This window comes from Polynucleobacter sp. JS-JIR-II-50, assembly GCF_018687895.1.
Taxonomy (GTDB): domain Bacteria; phylum Pseudomonadota; class Gammaproteobacteria; order Burkholderiales; family Burkholderiaceae; genus Polynucleobacter.
In genome coordinates this window covers 1,085,945-1,100,730 of record NZ_CP061307.1, presented here as the reverse complement: position 1 = coordinate 1,100,730, position 14,786 = coordinate 1,085,945, and the positions used below count along the sequence as shown (strand labels likewise).

General features: G+C 45.0%; 18 protein-coding genes and 2 tRNA genes. 11 read left to right on the top strand and 9 right to left on the bottom strand.

What is annotated here, in order from left to right; genetic code table 11:
* Positions 1 to 10: 10 nt before the first annotated feature.
* Positions 11 to 1,354, top strand: a complete 1,344-nt coding sequence (gene glmM, locus FD963_RS05770; protein ID WP_215361015.1) for a phosphoglucosamine mutase — start codon at positions 11 to 13, stop codon at positions 1,352 to 1,354.
* Positions 1,355 to 1,361: 7 nt separating this feature from the next.
* Here glmM and FD963_RS05765 read toward each other — a convergent pair whose 3' ends face one another.
* Positions 1,362 to 3,452: a TonB-dependent receptor gene (locus FD963_RS05765; RefSeq protein ID WP_215361012.1), complete on the bottom strand. Its 2,091-nt coding sequence runs from the start codon at positions 3,450 to 3,452 to the stop codon at positions 1,362 to 1,364.
* A gap of 66 nt (positions 3,453 to 3,518) precedes the next feature.
* On the bottom strand, positions 3,519 to 3,887 hold the full coding sequence (locus FD963_RS05760; protein ID WP_215361011.1) for a hypothetical protein: 369 nt from the start codon (positions 3,885 to 3,887) through the stop codon (positions 3,519 to 3,521).
* A gap of 60 nt (positions 3,888 to 3,947) precedes the next feature.
* Between FD963_RS05760 and FD963_RS05755 the strand changes: the two genes are divergently transcribed.
* The 6 genes from FD963_RS05755 (at position 3,948) to FD963_RS05730 (ending at position 6,582) form a co-directional block, all read left to right on the top strand.
* A tRNA-Pro gene (locus tag FD963_RS05755) sits at positions 3,948 to 4,024 on the top strand.
* 36 nt (positions 4,025 to 4,060) lie between these two features.
* A tRNA-Arg gene (locus FD963_RS05750) sits at positions 4,061 to 4,137 on the top strand.
* 80 nt (positions 4,138 to 4,217) lie between these two features.
* On the top strand, positions 4,218 to 4,610 hold the full coding sequence (locus FD963_RS05745; protein ID WP_215361009.1) for a hypothetical protein: 393 nt from the start codon (positions 4,218 to 4,220) through the stop codon (positions 4,608 to 4,610).
* Positions 4,611 to 4,681: 71 nt separating this feature from the next.
* Complete coding sequence (locus FD963_RS05740) at positions 4,682 to 5,365, top strand: DUF3313 domain-containing protein (RefSeq protein ID WP_215361007.1); 684 nt, start codon at positions 4,682 to 4,684, stop codon at positions 5,363 to 5,365.
* A gap of 9 nt (positions 5,366 to 5,374) precedes the next feature.
* Positions 5,375 to 5,638 (top strand): EF-hand domain-containing protein, encoded by a 264-nt coding sequence (locus tag FD963_RS05735; RefSeq protein ID WP_215361005.1) that lies wholly within the window; start codon positions 5,375 to 5,377, stop codon positions 5,636 to 5,638.
* Positions 5,639 to 5,688: 50 nt separating this feature from the next.
* Positions 5,689 to 6,582, top strand: a complete 894-nt coding sequence (locus tag FD963_RS05730; RefSeq protein ID WP_215363903.1) for an alpha/beta fold hydrolase — start codon at positions 5,689 to 5,691, stop codon at positions 6,580 to 6,582.
* A gap of 68 nt (positions 6,583 to 6,650) precedes the next feature.
* Here FD963_RS05730 and FD963_RS05725 read toward each other — a convergent pair whose 3' ends face one another.
* From FD963_RS05725 to wrbA, 4 genes are all read right to left on the bottom strand, one after another.
* Positions 6,651 to 6,836, bottom strand: a complete 186-nt coding sequence (locus FD963_RS05725) for a hypothetical protein (RefSeq protein ID WP_087909997.1) — start codon at positions 6,834 to 6,836, stop codon at positions 6,651 to 6,653.
* 90 nt (positions 6,837 to 6,926) lie between these two features.
* The gene (locus tag FD963_RS05720) at positions 6,927 to 8,342 is read right to left on the bottom strand and encodes an FAD-binding oxidoreductase (protein ID WP_215361003.1); all 1,416 of its coding nucleotides are present in this window, start codon (positions 8,340 to 8,342) and stop codon (positions 6,927 to 6,929) included.
* A 2-nt stretch (positions 8,343 to 8,344) separates the two neighbouring features.
* A complete protein-coding gene (locus FD963_RS05715; RefSeq protein ID WP_215361001.1) occupies positions 8,345 to 8,728 on the bottom strand; it encodes a DUF2069 domain-containing protein in 384 nt (127 codons plus the stop codon).
* A gap of 17 nt (positions 8,729 to 8,745) precedes the next feature.
* The gene (wrbA, locus tag FD963_RS05710) at positions 8,746 to 9,354 is read right to left on the bottom strand and encodes an NAD(P)H:quinone oxidoreductase (protein WP_215360999.1); all 609 of its coding nucleotides are present in this window, start codon (positions 9,352 to 9,354) and stop codon (positions 8,746 to 8,748) included.
* A gap of 22 nt (positions 9,355 to 9,376) precedes the next feature.
* Here wrbA and FD963_RS05705 point away from each other — a divergent pair, with 22 nt between their 5' ends.
* The 4 genes from FD963_RS05705 to FD963_RS05690 all read left to right on the top strand — a co-directional run bounded on the left by FD963_RS05705 (position 9,377) and on the right by FD963_RS05690 (position 13,085).
* Positions 9,377 to 10,225, top strand: coding sequence for a YhjD/YihY/BrkB family envelope integrity protein (locus FD963_RS05705; protein WP_215360995.1), 849 nt, complete (start codon positions 9,377 to 9,379; stop codon positions 10,223 to 10,225).
* 78 nt (positions 10,226 to 10,303) lie between these two features.
* On the top strand, positions 10,304 to 10,759 hold the full coding sequence (locus FD963_RS05700; protein ID WP_072582442.1) for a CBS domain-containing protein: 456 nt from the start codon (positions 10,304 to 10,306) through the stop codon (positions 10,757 to 10,759).
* A gap of 43 nt (positions 10,760 to 10,802) precedes the next feature.
* Entirely contained in the window at positions 10,803 to 11,915 is a 1,113-nt protein-coding gene (gene aroC / locus FD963_RS05695; RefSeq protein WP_215360993.1) for a chorismate synthase, read from the top strand.
* Between the two features lie 12 nt (positions 11,916 to 11,927).
* Positions 11,928 to 13,085 (top strand): MFS transporter, encoded by a 1,158-nt coding sequence (locus tag FD963_RS05690; protein WP_215360992.1) that lies wholly within the window; start codon positions 11,928 to 11,930, stop codon positions 13,083 to 13,085.
* A 14-nt stretch (positions 13,086 to 13,099) separates the two neighbouring features.
* Here FD963_RS05690 and FD963_RS05685 read toward each other — a convergent pair whose 3' ends face one another.
* Genes FD963_RS05685 through FD963_RS05675 form a run of 3 tightly spaced genes read right to left on the bottom strand, consistent with a single transcriptional unit; the run spans position 13,100 to position 14,771 of the window.
* Complete coding sequence (locus tag FD963_RS05685; RefSeq protein ID WP_215360991.1) at positions 13,100 to 13,894, bottom strand: peptidylprolyl isomerase; 795 nt, start codon at positions 13,892 to 13,894, stop codon at positions 13,100 to 13,102.
* A 47-nt stretch (positions 13,895 to 13,941) separates the two neighbouring features.
* A complete protein-coding gene (locus tag FD963_RS05680) occupies positions 13,942 to 14,226 on the bottom strand; it encodes a BolA family transcriptional regulator (RefSeq protein ID WP_215360989.1) in 285 nt (94 codons plus the stop codon).
* Positions 14,223 to 14,771, bottom strand: coding sequence for a septation protein A (locus FD963_RS05675; RefSeq protein WP_215360987.1), 549 nt, complete (start codon positions 14,769 to 14,771; stop codon positions 14,223 to 14,225). Before FD963_RS05675 ends, FD963_RS05680 begins: the two co-directional genes overlap by 4 nt.
* Positions 14,772 to 14,786 lie beyond the last annotated feature (15 nt).

Genomic DNA, 14,786 nt, shown 5'->3' with positions numbered 1-14,786 from the left:
AATGAAATTCATGAAAAAACAATACTTTGGCACTGATGGCATTCGAGGAGAAGTGGGGCTATTTCCAATTGTTCCAGAATTTATGACTCGCCTTGGCTATGCTGCTGGCAAAGTATTAACACGTGATGCTAAGTCGGGTGAGCGTTGCAAAATTCTCATCGGCAAAGATACTCGGGTATCAGGATATTTATTGGAAGCAGCATTGGAGGCTGGTTTTGCTGCTGCTGGAGTAGATGTGATGCTCTGCGGTCCTATTCCAACTCCTGGCGTTGCTTACCTCACAAAAGCATTGCGCCTTTCTGCTGGCTTGGTAATCTCAGCCTCTCATAACCCTTATCAAGATAACGGCATTAAATTCTTTTCTGCAAATGGCGATAAATTGTCCGATGATTTTGAGTTGGCAATCGAGGCTGAATTGGAAAAGCCCATGGGTTGCGTAAATTCAAAAGAGCTAGGCAAAGCTTTTCGATTAGATGATGCTGCAGGACGTTATATTGAATTTTGTAAATCAGCATTTCCAGGCGAACTAAATCTCAAGGGATTAAAGCTTGTAGTCGATTGCGCTAATGGAGCTGCTTACCATACAGCTCCTCATGTTTTTCATGAGTTGGGCGCCGAGGTGATTTCAATTGGCGTGAGCCCAGATGGTCGTAATATCAATGATGGTTGCGGAGCAACGGCACCGGCAGCTTTAATTGCCAAAGTTAAGGAAGTAAATGCAGATTTAGGCATTGCTTTAGATGGTGATGCTGATCGCTTGCAAATGGTTGATGCTTCTGGTCGTTTATTTAATGGTGATGAGCTTCTGTATGTTTTAGTAAAAGATCGCTTGGATCGCGGCCAGCAGATTGGTGGTGCTGTAGGTACTCTGATGACCAATCTTGCAGTTGAAAACGCTATTAAAGACCTGGGCATTGGTTTTGAGCGCGCCAATGTAGGCGATCGCTATGTTTTGGAATTACTCAAACAAAATGGTTGGATTATTGGTGGTGAAGGTTCTGGTCACTTGCTTTGCTTGGACCAGCACTCCACAGGTGACGGCACAATTGCGGCACTTCAAGTGTTAGCGGCAATGAGTCAAAACAAAAAAAGTCTTGCTCAATTATTGGACTCCGTCAAAGTATTCCCGCAGGTACTGTTAAATGTGAAATTCAAACCTGGTTACAACTGGAAAACGGATGAGAAGCTAAAAAACCAAATTACGAAGGTTGAGGCTGAACTCCAAAATATTGGCAGGGTTCTAATACGCGCTTCTGGGACTGAGCCTCTGCTGCGAGTGATGGTGGAGACTCAGAATGGCGATGTTGCTTTGAGCGCTGCTAAGAGTATTGCTGACTTAGTCCCAACTGCTTAATGCCTTGTTAAAACGCAGCCCTAACGCCAACCATCAAACTTCTTCCAGGTTGCGGAGCATATAGCCTAACCGCCATCGGTGAGGTTGCATATCGAATCTCCTCATTCAAGAGATTTTTCAATATTAGATATCCAGTCCAATTTACCTTTCCAATGCGCTCCGTATAAGAAAGATTGGCATTCACTAGGTTGTAACTTGGCGTAGGACCAATTTCCCAACTGGCTAATTTATTTTGTTGATAGCTGTAAATATAGGTAGCGCTTGTTAACCAGCCATTACGTTGGTAAGCTAATTCAGTGCCTAGACGTGGTGCTGGTTGAAGTGGAAGATTGCCTCCAGAGGCAAATGTTCCTTGGGATACATCCCCAAACAATCTACCTCCAACACCGGTTTCGTTCCAGTTATAGCTAAGCTCTGCTTCTGCACCTTGAATAGAGGCATTTGCTTGAGTGGCCTGAACCACGGAAAAGTTTTCATTTGCTTTGCTGTAGGCGCCAGTGTAGTAGCCATAGATGTAGTTGCTAAATTGGTTCCTGTAAATGCTGGCTTTGCTACGGATTAAACCCAAGCTTTTCTGAAAGCTCAGCTCTAGATTGTGTGATGTTTCGGTGCTTAGATTTGCATTTCCGATATCAAATGTTGCTGTTGAATCATGCGGCCCATAGGAGTAAAGCTCTTGTGCAGAAGGCGCTCTTTGGGAGACTGTATAGGAAAGACCTATGCCGTAACCTTTGGCAATATCGAACATTCCACCAGCTGAATAGGACATTAAATTAAATTGTCTACTCTGTAGTGATGGAGGACCATAAGATGTCGGGACAAACTCCTGACTGCTTGCACTTGGAAACTGTGTCCCGGAATTGGGATTTTGGGTGGTATAGCTATAGCGAGCCCCAAGACTTGTTTTTAAAGGGCCGTATCGGCCTTCTTCAACTAAGAATAGGGCAGTTGCATTAGATTTTGTCTGCGGAACAATGGCGTAATTATTCGTAGATAAATCCGTGGCATTCAGAGTTGCGCCGGTAATTTGCGCGCCTACTATGCCCTTAGATCCCAGCAATTCTTTGTGTGCCAACTCTAACCTAGCTTCAGTGGCAGTGTTGTTCCATTGTGTGGAGGCAACCCCATTGTTAGTAAATTCGGTATGTTGATAGTTGGTATTGGCGGCGCTTATTTTGACTGAGCTAAAGCCATCAAACGGGTCATTAGTTTGGTGAGCAAAATCGTAACGATTCTGCGACTGCTGAATAAAGCCACCTTCTGCAGTTGGAATTCCGTAGTTATGATTCATGCGCTCTAATGAGATGCCGGTGTATCCATCGGAGCGAACATAACTTGCACCTAAGCCCATGCTATTTTCATTGCTAAAAGAGAAGGGCAACTTGCCGCTATAAGGAATATTCACTGGCTGACCAGGATTAATAGACCAATTGGCATTTGGCCCGCCTTGTTCTGCAAAACCTGGGATGCGATAGTTATTAGAATTGCTAATCGCCGAATCAAAGTGGAGCGCTAAAGGTCCAGCGGGTGCATCTAATTCTATATTGGCAGTCTTACCTTGATTCACTGTTTCATAGCTAGTATTGAGTGCGCCCGATGTTGCATCTGGCATCGTCGTCACAATGCGGTCGTTAACAACGTTTACCAGTCCGCCGCTAGAGCCAGATCCATAGAGTAGGGCGGCAGCTCCTCGTAAAATCTCAATTTGGTGAGTGTTTTGCATTGGGCTAGCAACCGCATGGTCTGGTGAGATACTGGAAACATCACCAACTGATAAGCCGTTCTGCAGGATCTGCACACGTGCACCATCTAGGCCGCGAATAACTGGTCTTGAAGATCCCGCCCCATAACCCGTCGCAGATATTCCCAACTCATTGGCAAGTGTTGCTCCTAGTGTTCCGGAAAGCTTATTTTGAAGTTCATCTCCGGCTAATACTTTATTCGGCGAGAGGAATCCTTGGCCACCTTCTCGCACGCCTGTGACATCCAATTGAGGTAAGGTCTCCGCTTGGTTTTGAGACCAGGCAGGATTTATTAGCAAAATGCAGGCCAGCGCTATTAGGTGGGCGCAAGAAAATTGTTTAAAACGATAATTCATATTCATCCAGATTCACTAATAAATAGTGAGTAATTAAAACGGAGGTGCGCAATGAAGCGCCTTGTTTTAAAGGATGAAAGTAGGGGGCGCGCGCGAGTGGTATGAGTTACCAACCAAACTTCGTAACGAAGGATTGCTTGAGTTTTGTAGATCTGAGGCGCCGACGAAAATGACTTCAGCATCTGCGTGATTACTCGGTACAAATCCTGCAAGTGAAAGCGCATCAAACAAATGACATGTATCAGAGCTATGATTGAAGCTCTTTTCAATATTGCTCGATGCATTAGCCTCTATAGTTTGCTTTTGGAAGCCAGCGTGAGATATGGCATGTGAGAGGCCTACCCAGTGGGTGCCTAGCAAGCAAAAAACTAGCAATGCTGCTGTAAGCGCAGCATGAATTTGCTTCGTAAATTTGCTTGAAAAATAGGCAACCATGGGATGAATCTTACAGGATTTGCCTCGAATGGCGCTCTCGGTGTAGAATATCGATTCCGTCGGAGTGTAGCGCAGCCTGGTAGCGCACCTGCTTTGGGAGCAGGGGGTCCAAGGTTCGAATCCTTGTACTCCGACCACTTTCCCTCATTGTTCTAGATATACCCAGCACATAACTGCCCATAGCTCAGCTGGATAGAGCAACGCCCTTCTAAGGCGTAGGTCGCACGTTCGAATCGTGCTGGGCAGGCCATAAATTCCCCACATTCCTAATGCTATAAATTGCGGCTTATTTCGCCCTTTTTCTTGCGCACATTGCCTTAGAATGATCCGATGAATACCAGTTTACTTAGAGCTTCCTTTTTGGCCTCCTGCTCCTTGCTTCTTGTTGCCGCTTGCTCGACAGCCAAACTAGAGGCACGTCTTGAAGCTAACCCCCAATGTAAAGATGTTATGAACCCTAAAACGGGTGCTTTAATGCCTTGTCCTGGTTCGGATAGGGCCTTTTATAGAGAGGTTGGTTTAGCTCCAGCAAAGCCGGCCCCGGCAGTGAGCAATCCAATCGCTTCGTCGCCAACGGCAGCAACTTCAGTGCAAGCACCATTAAATAATGCTCAAACGTCTGCACCAGTGATATCAACTCAGACGACTCCCATTCAAGTTGAATGCAAACCCCAGATACATAAAAAGACGGGTGGAACTTTGCCTTGTCCAGCCCCGGACTAAATTGATATAGGTATGATCATCTTTATTAATAACGGTCTTACAAATAACTTAACCAATCACTCGGAATCGCCATGAATAAAATGAAAGTGCTGTTAGCTTCTTTTGCTGCAGCAATGACTTTAGCTGCATGTAGCAATGCACCTAAATTGGCCACGCAGCCAATGCCTAGGTCAGGCTTCTTGCCTGATTACAATCTCTTAGTTCCAATGGCTAGTAACGATAGCGATACCCGCATCTGGAGATACCGCATTTCAGGCGTGAACCCTGGTGTATACACCGCTGTAATCTTGGACCCTATTTACCTAAATCAAAATGCCACCAAGTCAGTAAGCATGGATGATATTAATAAGGCTAAAGCTGCCCTACAGGCATCTATGGTTGAGGCTGTTAATGCTCGCGGCACTATCAAGATTGTTAATAAGCCAGGCCCCGGAGTTGCACGTATTTCAGTAGGCATTACTGGCGCAGAGAGTTCGGCCGATAGTTTGCAACCATGGAATTTCACTCCAATTGGTTTGGCAATGAATGCTGCTGCTTATGCTGGCGGTATAAATTCTAAAACACCAGCGCTCTTAGTTGAGAGCAAAATTACGGATAGTCAATCAAAACAATTATTAGGAGAAGGTTTGATTACTATTCAAGGTGAATCCTTCAGAACTAATGCTGGATCTGCAGATTCATTTGTTGCAATGGCTAAGAAAGTGGTCCGCTCTGCATTGGAAACATCAGCCAACCCAGTGCCAACTGGTCAATAAGCCACCGCAATGAAATCACTCATTAAAAAAATAGTCGCTACTGCCGTGTCATTCTTCGTGGCAATCCCATTGTTAGCTCTGGCTGATGATGCGTCTCGCGATAAAGAAATTGCTGAACGATTTGCTAAATGCGATGTTAATCATGATGGCAAGTTAACTCGTGAAGAGGCCAATGGTTGTATGCCTCGTATTTATGACCACTTTAGTTACATTGACTCAAGCAATAAAGGATATGTGACCGTGGCTGAAATTCAGGCTATGGCTAATCGTTAATATTTAAAATACAAGAGTCTTCTGGGAGGCTCTTTTTTATTGGGTGAATGATGTCTGTATCTTTTCCTGGCTTTGAATCTAAAACATTTTCCACTGACTCTGAAGACGGTTCTATTGAGATCTCATATCTCATCGGTGGTAAGGGCCCTCCATTGTTGTTGCTTCATGGATTCCCCCAAACGAAAGCTATCTGGAGTCAAGTAGCTCCTGAGTTAGCCAAAAACTTTACGGTAGTTGCTGCTGACTTGAGGGGGTATGGCGCGTCATCAAAGCCCCATGGCAAGAGTGATCACTCAACGTATTCAAAAAGATCAATGGCTGCAGATCAGCATGCACTGATGGCAAGTTTAGGTTTTAATCAATTCTTCTTGCTTGGACATGACAGGGGCGGAAGGGTTTCTCATCGCCTCGCAATGGATTTTCCTGAAAGTGTTTTGCGCTTAATGGTCTTAGATATATCTCCAACATTAACAATGTATGACAACACCACAATGGAATTTGCTAAGGGATATTGGCATTGGTTCTTTCTCATTCAACCGGAGCCAGTACCAGAAACATTGATTGGCGCGAATCCAGAGTTTTGGTTAAAAAACCATATGGGTCGCCATGCGGGCACGGGGATATTTTCCCCAGATCGATGGTCGGAATATTTGGCTGGGGCTAGTTATCCAGAAAGCATGCATGCCATGTGTGAAGATTACCGTGCTGCTGCTACGATTGACCTCATGCACGATCGCTCTGATCGTGCTGCAGGCAAGATGCTAAAGATGCCGCTGAAGGTGTTGTGGGGTGAGCATGGTTTAGTAAACCAGTGCTTTAAACCCATAGAAGACTGGAGTGTTATAGCCAAGGATGTTGCTGGAAAAGCCGTTCCCAGTGGTCACTACATACCGGAAGAGGTTCCCGAGCTTTTACTGGAAGAAGTCAGGGAATTCTTTGGCTAAACAACCAAATAAGTGAGCTGTAAAACAAAAAATCCTAAATAAATCAAATATTTAGGATTTTTTCATAATCACTCTGGGTGAAAATTATTGCTAGCCATGAAGCTGATCGTACGTTCAAAGCCGAGGATGCGGATATATCGCCAAGCGATATCACGATATTTGCTATCTAAATAGCCAATAGCAACCTCAGGCGTCCTTTTGGACAAGTCGATCTCTTGAATTGCACGGGCCCAACGTTTGAGTCTTGTTGACATATTTGTCACCTCCATGGCTATACAACGCATGAAAAAGCGGTCGAGATGACACGAATTACAAAATATTTATGAAAAAAGCAGCTGTTTTTCTTAAATGGAGACAACTTTATGGGGATTAAGGATATTTTGGGGGTCTAAAGCTCTTTTGAGTGTCTTCATGAGCTCGTGAGCCACTTCACCCTTATGAGCCCTTAAGCCTTCTAATTTAAGCTGTCCTACCCCGTGTTCTGCCGATATTGAGCCGTTACAGCGTTCGACTTGGGCATATACAAGTTCATGAATAGGTTTTTCATGGATTTCATTGAAGGTCTTGGGGTCCGCTCCCAAGGGTGGGGCAATGTTGTAGTGCAGGTTTCCATCCCCTAAATGGCCAAAATTGATGATTCTGACACCCGGGAATTTTGTCCTCATCAAGGCATCGGTTTCCTTGATAAAGCTATCAAGCGATGACAGGGGGATAGTAATGTCATGCTTTAGATTGGCGCCTTCTTCAGCCTGCGCAAGCGTGATGTGTTCCCGCATATGCCAAAAAGCATTAGCTTGACTTAAGTTGCTGGCGATCACTGCATCGCTGATCAGTCCAGATTCAAAAGCTTCTTCTAAAATGGTTTCTAGAAGTTGCCTGACATGTTCCTCGCTCTCATGATCTGATAATTCAATCAGCACGGTAAATGGTGGATTACCTTGCAGGGGATTTGCCATTTGAGGAAAGTACTTTTCATTTAAATCCAATGACTCTTGCGTCATCATTTCAAAACCGGTAAGCAATGAGGTGGCCCGTTTTTGAAAGAGATTTAAAAGTGCAATTGAAGATGCGATGGTTTCACATGCAACTAGGGTGGTCCATTGAGAGATCGGCAGGGGATACAACTTCATGACTGCAGCAGTGATGATCCCAAGAGTACCCTCAGACCCAACAAACAAATCACGCAAATCGTAACCGGTATTGTCCTTACGCAAACCTTTAATACCATTCCAAATCTCACCTGTGGCGGTAACAACTTCGAGGCCCAAACAGAGATCACGCGCATTACCGTAGCGCAGCACATTGGTTCCGCCTGCATTGGTTGCTAAATTACCGCCAATCATGCAGCTACCTTCGGCACCAAGACTTAATGGAAACAAAAATCCTTGTTGAGCAGCTTTTTCTTGGACGGCTTGCAAAATGCATCCAGCCTCAAGTGTGATGGTCTGATTGGCAATATCGATCTCACGAATCTGATTCATGCGCTTGAGATTGAGGACGATTTGCTTACCACTGTTGTCGGGGGTCGCGCCACCACAGAACCCGGTATGACCACCTTGAGGGACTATAGCAACCTGGCTTGCGGCGCAGAGCTTGACGATATTTGCTACTTCAGCAGCATTACCAGGCAAAAGAACTGCAAGTGCTTTTCCCGTAAAGCGTTTACGCCAATCAGTTAAGTAGGGCGCTTTATCCTCATCTTGAGTCAGAATATATTTTGTTTCAAGGACTGTAGATAACTGATCTATGAAGTTTTGCATTCTTACTCCGCAGCCGCCTTCTTCAGGGCCTTAGCTTCTTTTTTGATGGGCTTGAGATACATGAGTAAACAGGCAAAGCCGATAGTCGAGAGAATAGTTTCTAGCAGCGCAAGCCAAAAGTTGGCACCTGTTTCGAGAATGCGGACCAAGCCTTCTGTTGTATATAGCAGTATCAACATTGAGGCCCACTGCATTGTGTAAACCTTACCTTTCCATATCCCAGGAATAGCGAATAGCAAAGGTATTCCTTTCAGGATTAACCAGGATCCACCAGGTCGCAGAGGGGAGATGAACCACTCCCAGCATACGCATAATATAAATAAATCAATAAAAGCAGCTGTTGCTATTAGTTGGTAAGGATTTTTGTCGAGAAACTTTTTAATCATGATGAATACTTAATACATTATCTTTTATTTTGATGAAGCATTAATGCGGCCTCAGCTAGGCGCTTGCCTTGTGCTTTTGCTAATCGCTGCTCTTCGGGGCTGATAGGCGCACGTCCATCAGCATGAGCCAGATGGGTAACTCCATACGGACTACCGCCTGTACTTGAAGACATGAGGTCGGGCTCACTGTAAGGAATGCCCATCAGCATCATGCCGTGATGCAGCAGTGGGATCATCATGGTTAGCAGGGTGCTCTCTTGACCACCATGCATGCTGCCGGTACTCGTAAAGACACATGCCGGTTTACCAATCAAGGCGCCATTCAACCACTCCGAAGAACTACCATCCCAAAAGTATTTCATCGGCGCTGCCATATTGCCAAAACGAGTAGGAGACCCCAAGGCAAGGCCAATGCACTCCTGTAGGTCTGAATATTCAACGTAAGGTGCTCCATCCTGGGGAACAGCTGCCTCAGTAGCTTCACAAACCGCAGATATGGGGGGCACGGTTCTCAAGCGGGCATTTACCCCTGGTACGCTCTCGATTCCCTCGGCAATCAGGCGCGCCAGATCCTTGGTTGCACCATAACGGGAGTAGTACAAAACTAAAATATCGTGTTGGCTCATATTGATCTCTTATGATACGGCGATGCGCCTTATTCGTAACCCCCAATTATGGCTCTCTCTGGCTAAAGAGATCTGGGAGCGTAATCGCGGTCAAAATTTGAAGCAAATTGCAGCTAGCCTAGCATTTACGACGACTTTATCCATGGTGCCCATGGTGACGATAGCCACCATGCTCATTGGTCACCTCCCAAGCGTTATCCAAGTTAAAAATACCTTTAGATCCTGGCTTTTGGATACTTATATGCCAGGCGGCATTAATCAGCAGGCATTTATCTATTTAGATCAATTTTCATCCCAGGCAAAAGGCCTGACCTATGTAGGTTTAGCTGGGCTGATCATTACAACAATCATGACTTTAGCTGTAATTGAAGGTGCCTTTAATCAAATATTCAAGGTCACTGCAAGACGTCCTTTGTATAAAAAAATTGTGATTTATAGTGCGGCAACTATTCTGGGCCCAATATTCCTAGGGGTTGGAATTTACTTGAGCGGTGTCTTATTTAGTGCCTCAGAGGGCTGGATCAGCGCGGTATCGTTTGGCTTTCAATTGGTAGCTGCTATTGCCCCAATCTGTTTGGCCATTCTGGTCTATGCGGTGGTTTACAAAATTCTTCCGTATGCCAAGATTTTATGGCGAGATGCCTTTGCGGGCGCTCTTGTAGCAGCGCTTGCCTTTGAGTTAATGAAGTTTGGCTTTGCAATTTTCTTGGGTAATACCGCCTTCTATAAGACGGTATATGGCGCTTTTGCGATCTTGCCCTTGGGTTTAACGTGGATCTATATGACCTGGTGGATTACCTTAACCGGAGCGGTATTGGTGGCTAATTTGCCGGATATTCGAAGCGGTGTCATTAGGGTTATTCGTTACTAAAAGTTGCGCCTAAGCTCTTGATTCGCGGAGACCTTGAGTCTATATTGGATCTATAAATACATTGTTTTCGGAGACCAAATGAAAGTTCGTGACATATTACGCGTCAAGGGAAGCACCCTTTTTACAGTAGCCCCCGATACAGCGCTGCAAACTGCAGTGCTAGTAATGAGTGAGCACGACATTGGTTCATTGGTGGTCATGGAGTATGACAAGCTAGTTGGCATTCTGACCTTCCGTGAAGTCATTGCCGCCTTGGCCAAGCATCACGGCAAGCTTGAGGGTCTTCAAGTGAATACTGTGATGAATCAAACCCCTTTGACCTGCAATATGGAAACCGAGATTGATGAGGTCCGTCGCATGATGTTGGTAGATCATGCTCGCTATTTACCGGTAGTCGATCAAAAGATGTTGATGGGCGTTATCTCTTTTTACGACGTAGCAAAATCAGTTGTGGAAGCCCAGGACTTCGAAAATACGATGCTCAAGGCCTATATTCGAGATTGGCCAGAAGATACTGAAAAAGCGGCTTCCTAGGCGCTTCTAGCCATCATTTACTGACAAATGACATAATGTCGATATGTCAGGAAATACTTTAGGCCTCCTTTTTACTGTTACCACTTTTGGTGAATCCCACGGTCCCGCAATCGGGGCGGTGGTTGATGGTTGCCCACCAGGCATGAATCTTTCTGAAGCTGATATTCAGCTAGATTTAGATCGTCGCAAACCAGGCACATCCCGTCACGTTACGCAGCGCAAAGAAGAGGACAAAGTCGAGATCCTTTCTGGCGTCTTTGAGGGCAAGACAACAGGTACGCCTATTGCGCTATTAATTCGTAATACAGACCAACGCAGTCAAGACTATGGCGACATCTTGCAGACCTTTAGGCCTGGTCACGCAGATTATGCGTATCAAAATAAATATGGCATTCGTGATCCCCGTGGCGGCGGTCGCTCATCGGCTCGCTTAACAGCGCCCGTTGTTGCTGCGGCAGCGATTGCAAAAAAATGGCTTCATGAAAAATATGGCACTGAGTTTTATGGCTACATGAGCCAATTGGGCGAACTTGAAATTCCATTTAAAGATATTGCTCAGATTGATCAGAATCCATTTTTTGCCGCAAATGCAGAAATCATCCCTCAGCTTGAAGGCTATATGGATGACTTGCGTAAAGCAGGGGACTCTTGTGGGGCACGTATCGAGGTACGAGCTCGTAATGTGCCTGCGGGTCTGGGTGAGCCTTTGTTTGATAAATTGGATGCCGATATTGCGCATGCCATGATGGGTATCAATGCAGTGAAGGGTGTTGAGATTGGTGCTGGCTTCAAGTCAGTGTCTCAACGTGGTAGCGAGCATGGAGATGAACTTCATCCTGATGGCTTTGCAACGAATAATTCTGGGGGTACCCTGGGTGGCATTAGCAGCGGTCAAGACCTCCGTGTTTCTATAGCAATCAAACCGACTTCTAGCATCATGAGCCCAAAGCAATCCATTGATTTAGATGGAAAGCCGATTACAGTTCAAACCAAAGGCAGACACGACCCTTGCGTTGGTATTCGTGCAACACCGATTGCTGAAGCAATGTTGGCGCTTGTTTTAATGGATCATGCTCTACGCCATCGCGCTCAATGTGCTGATGTTCCAGATGCCGCATCTATTCCAGCCTCTCAACCAGGCTCATTGCGCGATTAATTGGCTTAATCGATGACGCCTTCGCTACGCTGGGCCTTCGGGTCCTTTTTCTTTTTATATTTCGCTTATGTTGGGTTGGTTTCTCCATATGCCAGCTTGTTCTTTTTAGAACGGGGCTTTAGCGTTATAGAAATTGCTGCATTGATGTCTATGTTGCAGATCACCCGCATTGTTGGTCCATTTTCTTGGGGTTGGCTATCAGACTATCTTTCTAATCGGATTAGCATTATTCGATTCTGCGCATGTCTTGCAGCGCTTGTTTTCTTATGTATTTATTTCTTGCACAGCTATATCGGATTTTTTATTTGGATGTTTGTGTTGCACACCATTTTGAGTAGTTTGATGCCGCTTGGTGAGTCAGCCACTATTCATGCCTTATACAAAGATAATTCCTTTGATAAGCGTTACGGACGCTTACGTCTTTGGGGGTCTATTGGCTTTATTGCCATGGTCCTTGCTGCAGGAGAGTTATTCCAGCGCAAAAGCATTGGGCTTTATCCCATTGTTGGCACCGTTGTTTTAATTGCCCTAGCTCTTATTACTTTTTGTCTACACGAGCCCAAGATGGAGCGTCGCAAAATGGTGAAAGGGGAGTTATTGGTTGTGCTTTTTAATCCAGATGTTCGTTGGTTTTTAGTGTCTGGATTTTTTATGATCTTTGCCCACGCTGCTTTATATGTTTTTTACTCTCTTTATCTTTCAAACCTTGGCTACAACAAATTTCAGATTGGCCTGTTTTGGGCTCTAGGAGTTTTTGCTGAAGTCATTTTCTTTTACTTTCAAAGTAAAGTATTGAGTAGGTTAGACGCTGAGGTGATATTGCAGGCCGCGTTTGGAATTGGCGTAGTGAGATTTGCCTTAATCGCCTTTTTACCAATTACTTCCGTATTGATTGTGGCGCAATTGATGCATGCCGGTACATTTGCTGCACACCATAGTGCTGCTACAAAACTTTTGCAACGCTGGTTCACAGGCCCGGTACAGGCTAGAGGTCAAGCTTTGATGGCTACCATCTCTTATGGTCTTGGTGGAACACTCGGAGGCTTATGTGCTGGCTGGATATGGGAAGCATCTCAACCAAGAGATGTATTCGTAATGTCCGCATTTGCTTGCGGACTGGCGGGTATGGCGATCCAAAAACTCAGACCGCGACGTTACCCCGCCAGATAGAGCTAATTAGTTTTTTATTGAATCTTTGCTTTAGCGCGTAGTTTTTGCATCATTTCTGAGAACTTCGCCTTTTGCCAATTCTTATCAGAGATGATCATCTGCTTCAATTGAGCCTTCATTTCTTCAAAACTTGGGGCTTGAATATCACGAGAGTCAATCACCTTAATGATGTGCCAACCAAACTGTGATTTCACAGGCTTATCAGTGATTTGCCCATTTTTGAGCTGCACCATTGCTTTAGAAAACTCTGGTACTAATGCTTTATCGCTAACCCAGCCAAGATCGCCGCCATTTTTAGCAGAGCCCGGGTCCAGGGACTTTGCTTTAGCGATATCTTCGAAATTAGCGCCTGCCTTAAGCTGCGCAGTGATTGCCTTGGCATCCGCTTCTTTTTCTACCAAGATATGTTCTACGTGATATTCCTTACCGCTGTATTGCGCCTTTGCGGACTCATAAGCAGCTTTCAGATCAGCCTCAGCAACACCTTCTTTTTCAACATAATCCTCAAATACGGCACCCACCAAAACTCCCATGCGTGCTTGTTCTAATTGCTCTCGTACCATTTCATTTTGAATGACGCCGCGCTTGTCAGCTTCCTGCAATACCAATTCACGAGTCACCAACATCTCACGAGCTTGATCGCGTACTTGTGGATTATCGGGCTGTCCTGAACGTTGAACTAGCTTATCTAATTGCGCTTTAGGAATTGCTTTACCATTGACAATGACGGCGTTTTGGGCGATTGCATTTGTCGATAGAAGAGTGGCACCAAGAAGGCTGATTGAGAGTAATTGACGTTTATTGATCATGGTTTTGATAATTAAATTAAAAGGAATGGAGCCATTCTAAAGTAGCCCTAGACAGCAACTTCGTCTGGAGCTAGAGCGGCAATGGTTAGAGCATGAATTTCCTTGGGAATATGGCGATTCAGGGCAGCATAAACAGCCCTATGACGAGCCACTAGGTTCAAACCCTTAAACTCTGGGGCGATGATTTCAACTCGAAAGTGCCCGCCGCCACTAGCTGCGCCCGCATGGCCAGCATGAAGATGACTTTCATCTTCAATTTTTAAGGCTTGTACCTGAAAAGCTTTGCGTAGATCTCCATCGAAAGCGGCAATCCGTTGTTGATTGATGCTCATTCGCCTGGATGCTCCATATGCTTGGATAGCCAAACTCCTTGAAGGATGACAAAAACCAATAGGAGGCCAGTGCTACCGAATAATTTAAAGTTAACCCACGTTTCTTCTGAGTACTCAAAAGCAATATAAAGATTAAGAGTGCCCATGATGAAAAAGAATATTGCCCAAGCCATATTGAGGCTATGCCAAACTGAATGCGCAGATTCTGCTTTGAGCGTTACCTGCTTTCCCATTAATACTTTTATCCAATTTTTTTGAAAAAACTGAGCGCTGATAAATAGAGCTCCTGAAAAAAGCCAGTAAAGAGCAGTTGGCTTTAGCTGAATAAACATTTTGTCATGCAGGAAGATCGTAAGGCTACCGAAAACAACAATCATGACCAAACTTATCCATTGCATGGCATCGATCTTGCGATGGCGGTAATAGACCCAAAGAATTTGCCCGATAGTGGCAACCATGGCTACGATGGTCGCTGTGTATATGTCACCTAGCTTAAAGGCAACAAAGAAGAGAATGATGGGGAATAGGTCGAATAAAAATTTCATAAGAGGATTATCCAG